The organism is Streptomyces sp. NPDC127038 (assembly GCF_042725875.1).
Lineage (GTDB): Bacteria > Actinomycetota > Actinomycetes > Streptomycetales > Streptomycetaceae > Streptomyces.
Genome location: NZ_JBHXDQ010000006.1, coordinates 208,002 through 214,001, shown reverse-complemented (window position 1 = coordinate 214,001; position 6,000 = coordinate 208,002). Strand labels below are relative to the sequence as shown.

At 66.8% G+C, this 6,000-nt stretch carries 7 protein-coding genes; 2 read left to right on the top strand and 5 right to left on the bottom strand.

All coding sequences use genetic code 11. The features are described 5' to 3' along the window. Positions 1–131 precede the first annotated feature (131 nt). The 5 genes from ACFWI4_RS07320 to ACFWI4_RS07300 form a co-directional block, all read right to left on the bottom strand. On the bottom strand, positions 132–746 hold the full coding sequence (locus ACFWI4_RS07320; RefSeq protein ID WP_387191887.1) for a TetR/AcrR family transcriptional regulator: 615 nt from the start codon (positions 744–746) through the stop codon (positions 132–134). A gap of 38 nt (positions 747–784) precedes the next feature. Next, positions 785–1,615, bottom strand: coding sequence for an ABC transporter ATP-binding protein (locus ACFWI4_RS07315; RefSeq protein ID WP_387191885.1), 831 nt, complete (start codon positions 1,613–1,615; stop codon positions 785–787). Then, positions 1,612–2,448 carry an ABC transporter ATP-binding protein gene (locus ACFWI4_RS07310; protein ID WP_387191883.1) on the bottom strand — a complete coding sequence of 279 codons (837 nt, stop codon included), beginning with the start codon at positions 2,446–2,448 and terminating at the stop codon, positions 1,612–1,614. The genes ACFWI4_RS07315 and ACFWI4_RS07310 overlap by 4 nt, the downstream gene beginning before the upstream one ends. Next, positions 2,445–3,314 (bottom strand): ABC transporter permease, encoded by an 870-nt coding sequence (locus ACFWI4_RS07305; RefSeq protein ID WP_387191881.1) that lies wholly within the window; start codon positions 3,312–3,314, stop codon positions 2,445–2,447. Before ACFWI4_RS07305 ends, ACFWI4_RS07310 begins: the two co-directional genes overlap by 4 nt. 86 nt (positions 3,315–3,400) lie before the next feature. After that, positions 3,401–3,631, bottom strand: coding sequence for an ABC transporter permease subunit (locus ACFWI4_RS07300; protein ID WP_387191879.1), 231 nt, complete (start codon positions 3,629–3,631; stop codon positions 3,401–3,403). A gap of 102 nt (positions 3,632–3,733) precedes the next feature. Between ACFWI4_RS07300 and ACFWI4_RS07295 the strand changes: the two genes are divergently transcribed. Together ACFWI4_RS07295 and ACFWI4_RS07290 are read left to right on the top strand one after the other, a co-directional pair. Continuing rightward, positions 3,734–4,360, top strand: a complete 627-nt coding sequence (locus ACFWI4_RS07295; RefSeq protein ID WP_387191877.1) for a non-ribosomal peptide synthetase — start codon at positions 3,734–3,736, stop codon at positions 4,358–4,360. A gap of 132 nt (positions 4,361–4,492) precedes the next feature. Next, on the top strand, positions 4,493–5,785 hold the full coding sequence (locus ACFWI4_RS07290; RefSeq protein WP_387191875.1) for an IS256 family transposase: 1,293 nt from the start codon (positions 4,493–4,495) through the stop codon (positions 5,783–5,785). Positions 5,786–6,000 lie beyond the last annotated feature (215 nt).

Here is a 6,000-nt window from a genome sequence, read left to right as displayed (position 1 = left end):
GGTGACAGGTTGACCTGTCACCCAACCCTGCACCAGACCCGTCGGCCGATCACGATGGCGGGCGCTGAGCGGTCAGGCATCACGCTTCGGTGGAGTGTGAATCTAGTTAAATCGACACATCCGACCGACCCTTATCTGGCCTGTGGTGCCAGTGTCTGGGTGGGGCAGCCGAGTTCAAGGGCGATGCCGTCCCACATGCGCGAATAGGCGGTCTTGCACGGCAGGGCCCCGTCATGGCTGGCAAGTTGCACGCACACTCCGTCGAGCAGCGCATTGATGCGCCAGGCTGATGCTTCGGGGGAAGCGCAGTGGAACGAGCCCTCTTGGTTGCCTTGTTCAATGATGCGCTGGAAGGAGTCGAGCCACCGATGCAGGTAGCGGATCTGTCCCGATCTGACTTCCTGGACACGCAGCGCGGCAACCCAGCCCTCCATGAGAGGGATCCAGCGAGTGGTGGGGCGATCGTCCGTGATCGGGCTGATGGCAGCGCGCATTTTCTCGATGGCGTTGCCGTCGCCTTCGGCGATGCGGCGCATGGCGACGGCTTCGTCTTCGGCGAGAAAGGTGAAGGTGTCCGCCAGGAGCTTTTCCCGGGTGGGGAAGTGGTAGTAGACGAGGGTGTAGCTGATGCCGAGTTGCTCGGCGACGTGCTTGACACGCGCCTTGGCGAAACCGTGTTCGCGCAGTACCTCGATCGTCGCGTGGAGGATCTGTTCGCGGCGTACTTCTACTTTCCTGGTGGGCACAGTCAGCAACCTATACAGGTGGGGCTTGGGGATGCCCCTCAGGGGCGGGAAGCCGCGGTGGGGGTGGCTTCGAGAAGGGCCCGTGTGTAGGGGTGGGCGGGCTTGCTCAGGACGGTGCGGGCGTCGCCTTCCTCGACGATGCGGCCCTGCTGGAGGACGGCGATGGTGTCGGCGTGGCGGGCTGCGGCCGGCAGGTCGTGGGTGATCAGCAGCAGGGCGGTGCCGGTGCTGCGCAGGTCGTCGAAGAGTTGCATGATGCCGGCCCGCATGGAGACGTCCAGCATGGAGACGGGTTCGTCGGCGATGAGGACGGCCGGCTCCAGGACCAGGGCGGCGGCGATGGCTACGCGCTGGCGCTGGCCGCCGGACAACTGGCGGGGCAGCCGGTCCAGCAGGGCAGTGGGCACGTGGGCGCGTTCGAGGGCGCGGACGATACGGTCCTCCCGCTCACCGGCGCCGGCACCGATCTTGTGGATGAGGAGACCTTCCTCGACGATCCGGCGCACGGTGAAGCGGGTGGGCAGGCTGGCGAAGGGGTCCTGGTAGACGGTCTGGATGTGACGCCGTCGGGCGCGCAGCGCGGCTCCGCTGAGGTGGGTGACGTCTTCACCGGCGTGCAGCACGGTGCCGCTGTCGCACGTGAGCATGCGGGCGGCGACGGCGGCCGTGGTGCTCTTGCCCGAGCCGGATCCGCCGACCAGAGCTAGTGCCTTTCCGTGTTCCAGGCGCAGGCTGACCTGGTCGACCGCGCGGAGTGGCTCGGCTGTGTGGGAGCGGCGCAGGAGGGTGCGGCGCTGTGGAGCGAAGCTGACGCAGACGTCGCGCAGTTCGAGCGGGCAGGGTGCCTCGGCTGGTGCGGCGTGGGTCATCGGGCGGCTTCCTCGGAGGCGTCGAACAACTGGCGGGTGTAGGGGTGGACGGGATCGGTACGCAGACGTGCGCTGGGGCCCTGCACGATGACTCGACCGTGGCGCATGACGGTGAGGTGTTCGCAGTACTGGCTCACCAACGGCAGGTCGTGGGAGACGAGAACGAGCCCCAGCCCGAGACGGTCGGTGAGGTCGACGAGAAGGTCGGCGATCTGTGCCTGCACGATAACGTCGAGGGCGGTCGTGGGCTCGTCGGCGAGCAGTACCTTGGGCTCGCAGGCGAGCGCCATGGCGATGACCGCGCGCTGGCGCATGCCGCCGGACAGTTCGTGGGGGTAGCGGTCCGCAACGCTGGGGGTGAGCCCGACCAGGTCCAGGAGATGCTCGGTGTGGGCGCGGGCGGCTTTGCGGTGGGGCTGGGTGCGGTGCAGCAGCATCGGTTCGGCGACCTGCTTGCCGATGGTGCGCACCGGGTTGAAGGCGGCCATAGCTCCCTGGAAGACCATCGCGATGTCCTTCCACCGGTGGGGCCGGATGGAGCGTTCACCGCCCATCAGAATGTCGGTGCCGTTGAGGAGAACGCTCCCGGCGACGGTGGTGTTGGCGGGCAGCAGTCCCATGCAGGTGAGGGAGACGGTGGACTTGCCGCTGCCCGATTCGCCGACGAGGCCCAGACGCTGGCCGGCGTGTACGGCTAGGTCGATCCCGTGCAGCACGGTGACTGGCTCGCCGGCCGCCTGCTCGAACCTGACGTGGAGATCTTTGACTTCGAGGACGGGGGTGGTCACCGCTGTGCCTTTTGCCTCCTGCGGCTGCGTCGAGGTGGGGGTCATCGCTTCTCCTTGAATCGGGCCAGGGGCAGGACGCCGAAGGTGCGCACCGACAGGTGGCCGACTCCCAGGCGGGGGTTGAGCGCGTCCTCGATGGTCTGGCCGACCATGGAGCAGGCGACGACGGCGAGTGTGATGCACAGGCCGGGCGGGACGATGGCCCACCAGGCTCCGCGCAGGACGGCGCTGGAGGTGGAGGCGGCCTCGATGAGGCCGCCCCAGGTGATGGCGTTGGGGTCGCCGAGGCCGAGGAAGGATACGTAGCTCTCGGCGAAGATCGCTGTGGAGATCATCAGTACTACGTTCGCGGCCAGCAGGGGGGCGATGCCCGGCAGGATGTGGTGGCGCAGGATCCGGCCGTGGCTGGCGCCAAGAGAGCGCACGCGCTGGATGTGGGGTCGTTCGCGCAGCGACTTGACTTCGGCGCGCACCATGCGGGCGGTGCTGGTCCAGTAGATCGCGGCGATGATGATCACGACGTTGGTGAGGTTCCGGCCGAACAGGGCAGCGGCCACGATCATCAACGGGACGTCGGGCAGGGTCAGGAAGTAGTCGGTGATCCGCATGAGGATGCCCTCGGTGCGGCCGCCGACGTATCCGGAGATCATGCCGACGGCGCCGCCGATCAGGACCGCGGCGGCGGCCGCGGTGAGGCCGACGATCAGGGAGACGTGTGCGCCGGCGATGAGCTGGCTGAGCATGTCGACGCCGCCGTCGTCCAGGCCGAGCGGAAAGCGCGTGGAGGGGGCTTGGAACGGGTCCCCAACTGCACTGTTGGTGCCGTGCGGTTCGAGCAGCGGCCCGAAGAGGGACACGATCAGCAGCAGGCCGAGCAGGACGAGACCGATGCGCCCGTAGAGAGTGTGCAACAGGGCGTCACGGACAGGCCGGCGACGACGCGCGGGCGTCGGCGACGCTGGGGTGGTGGGGGCTGTTTGGGTCGGGGCTGGTGCGCTCACGAGGCGGCTCCCACACGCGGGTCGAGCTTGGGATAGAGGAGGTCGGCGATCAGGTTGGCGACGATCACGGCGGCTGTCAGCAGCAGGAAGGCGCCTTGCAGGGTTGGGTAGTCGCGGCTGCTGATGGCGTCCATGACGGCCAGGCCAATGCCCGGGTAGGAGAAGACGCTCTCGATGACGACGGCGCCGCCCACGATGTAGCCGAAGGTCTGCTCCAGGCAGGGCATCCGGCCCATACCGAGCCGAATGCCCTGCTGCCGGTCTCCCAGCTCTACCTCCGCGACGTTCCGGGACTCGCGGGCCCGGAGGGAGCCGACCTTCTGCAAGTCTTGTGGTGCCCCCTCGACCACCACAACGGGCTTCCCGCGGCCCGCCTCGTATGGCGGAACGCCGCGGGCGTCGGCAACCTGCTCACCGACCCTCCGGAACCCGCAGACGTCGAGCACTACGGCAACTACGTTCCCGAGCCCTGTGTCCTGCACCCCGAGGTCGTCACCGAGTACCCAGCACCGCACGAACTCCCGGCGGATCTCGCCGACCGCCTCTACGCCTGGGGAGAAGAGCAAGAGACGGACACCGAGGACCGGGCACCGGGGGAAGAGCAGGAGGAGGACCCGGACGAAGGCTTGGGCGGCACCTACTATCAGTACGAGCTCTCGGTCGCCCCTGGTTGGAAGATCGGCGGTTGGGGCTCCTGGAACTTCTGCGACCCCACCCCCATGCACTGCGACACCTGCAACGCCCCGCCCAAACCCCTGCTCACCATCGCCTCCGGCGAAGGCAACGGCCAAAACTACAGCTGGACCCCTCTGGAAGACCTTGAGGAGTCGCCCGGTCCCGCCGGGCTGCGCACCCCTGCCAATGCGCCGTTGGTGAACGTCGGCAAGGGCTACAACATGCAGATCTACGTCTGCCCGACGTCATTCGACCATCCGCATCTCGAAGTCATACAGTGAGCACTTCCATGCGTTCCGCCCGCCGGACGGGCAGTTGATGCCCCTCGATCTGAAGCCAAGCAGATCCCCGCGACCGCCCAAGAGGGGACTGTAAGAAGAACGGTGTAACTCCTGATCATGGAGGATGCACTGATGACCAGTAACAACACGGCTGAGGACAAGAGTTCAGAGGCCAGCGTCCCGCCGGTGGTGAAAGCGGTGGATGACCAGCTGATCGAGGAGTTGGTTGGCCGCGCTCAGGCCGAAGGGCTGCAGCTGACCGGCGAGGGAGGTCTGCTGCAGCAGCTCACCAAGCGTCTCCTTGAGTCGGCTCTGGAAGGCGAGGTCACTGATCACCTCGGTTATGACCGGCATGATCCGGCGGGCAAGAACGGCGGCAACTCCCGCAACGGAACCCGCTCCAAAACGGTGCTGACCGAGGTCGGACCCGTCGAGATCGCCGTCCCCCGCGACCGGGACGGGTCGTTCGAACCGAAGATCGTGAAGAAGAGGCAGCGGCGTCTGACGGGCGTCGACGAGATGGTCATCTCACTCGCCGCGAAGGGCCTGACGACCGGTGAAGTCCAGGCCCACCTGGCCGAGGTCTATGGCAGCGACGTCTCGCGCCGTACGATCTCGACCATCACCGACAAGGTCCTCGAGGGCATGGCCGAATGGCAGAACCGTCCTCTTGACCCTGTCTATCCGGTCATCTTCATCGATGCCATCCACGTGAAAATCCGCGACGGTGCGGTCGCCAACCGTCCGATCTATGTGGCCCTGGCAGTCACTACGGAGGGCCGCCGGGAAATCCTCGGCCTGTGGGCCGGTGACGGCGGTGAGGGCGCAAAGCACTGGCTCCACATCCTGACCGAGATCAAGAATCGCGGCGTGGGTGATGTCCTCATGCTCGTCTGTGACGGCCTGAAGGGCCTGCCCGACGCGGTCGGGACCGTCTGGCCGGCCACGATCGTCCAGACGTGCGTGGTCCACCTCCTGCGGAACTCGTTCCGCTATGCCGCCCGCCAGGACTGGGACAAGATCGCGAAGGTCCTCAAGCCCGTCTACACGGCCGCGACCGAAGACGCAGCCCTGGAACGGTTCGCCGAGTTCGCCGACACCTGGGGCAAGAAATACCCGGCGATCGTCCGGCTGTGGGAGAACGCGTGGGAAGAATTCACCCCGTTCCTTCGGTTCGACACCGAGACCCGTCGGATCGTCTGCACGACCAACGCGATCGAGTCGGTCAACGCCCGCATCCGGCGGGCGGTCAAAGCGCGCGGGCACTTCCCCAACGAGCAGGCCGCACTGAAATGCGTCTACATGGCGATCATGTCCCTCGACCCCACCGGCAAGGGACAAGCCCGCTGGACCAGCCGGTGGAAGACCGCCCTGAACGCCTTCGACATCACCTTCGACGGCCGCCTCTCAGCAGCCCGCCACTAACGTCAACAACCCGAGTTACACCGTTCATTGGACAGTCCCCACCACGAACGACGCACCTCTAGTCGGTAAGTCTCGGCTCCTCTAGTTCGGCTGATCTCGCGATGGTGCCGCTCGCGGGCCACCATCTGGAGCGCCTCCAGCTGGCTTTCTTGCCCGGGTTCTGCGGGTCTCGCTGGGGAGATCGAGAAGCGTGCGTGTCGGCCGGTCAGGGATGT

Bases quoted from the DNA above. Each gene is read 5' to 3' on its own strand.
- ACFWI4_RS07315 (WP_387191885.1), bottom strand. From the start codon at position 1,615: ATGACCCACGCCGCACCAGCCGAGGCACCCTGCCCGCTCGAACTGCGC.
- ACFWI4_RS07290 (WP_387191875.1), top strand. From the start codon at position 4,493: ATGACCAGTAACAACACGGCTGAGGACAAGAGTTCAGAGGCCAGCGTC.
- ACFWI4_RS07300 (WP_387191879.1), bottom strand. From the start codon at position 3,631: ATGCCCTGCCTGGAGCAGACCTTCGGCTACATCGTGGGCGGCGCCGTC.
- ACFWI4_RS07310 (WP_387191883.1), bottom strand. From the start codon at position 2,448: ATGACCCCCACCTCGACGCAGCCGCAGGAGGCAAAAGGCACAGCGGTG.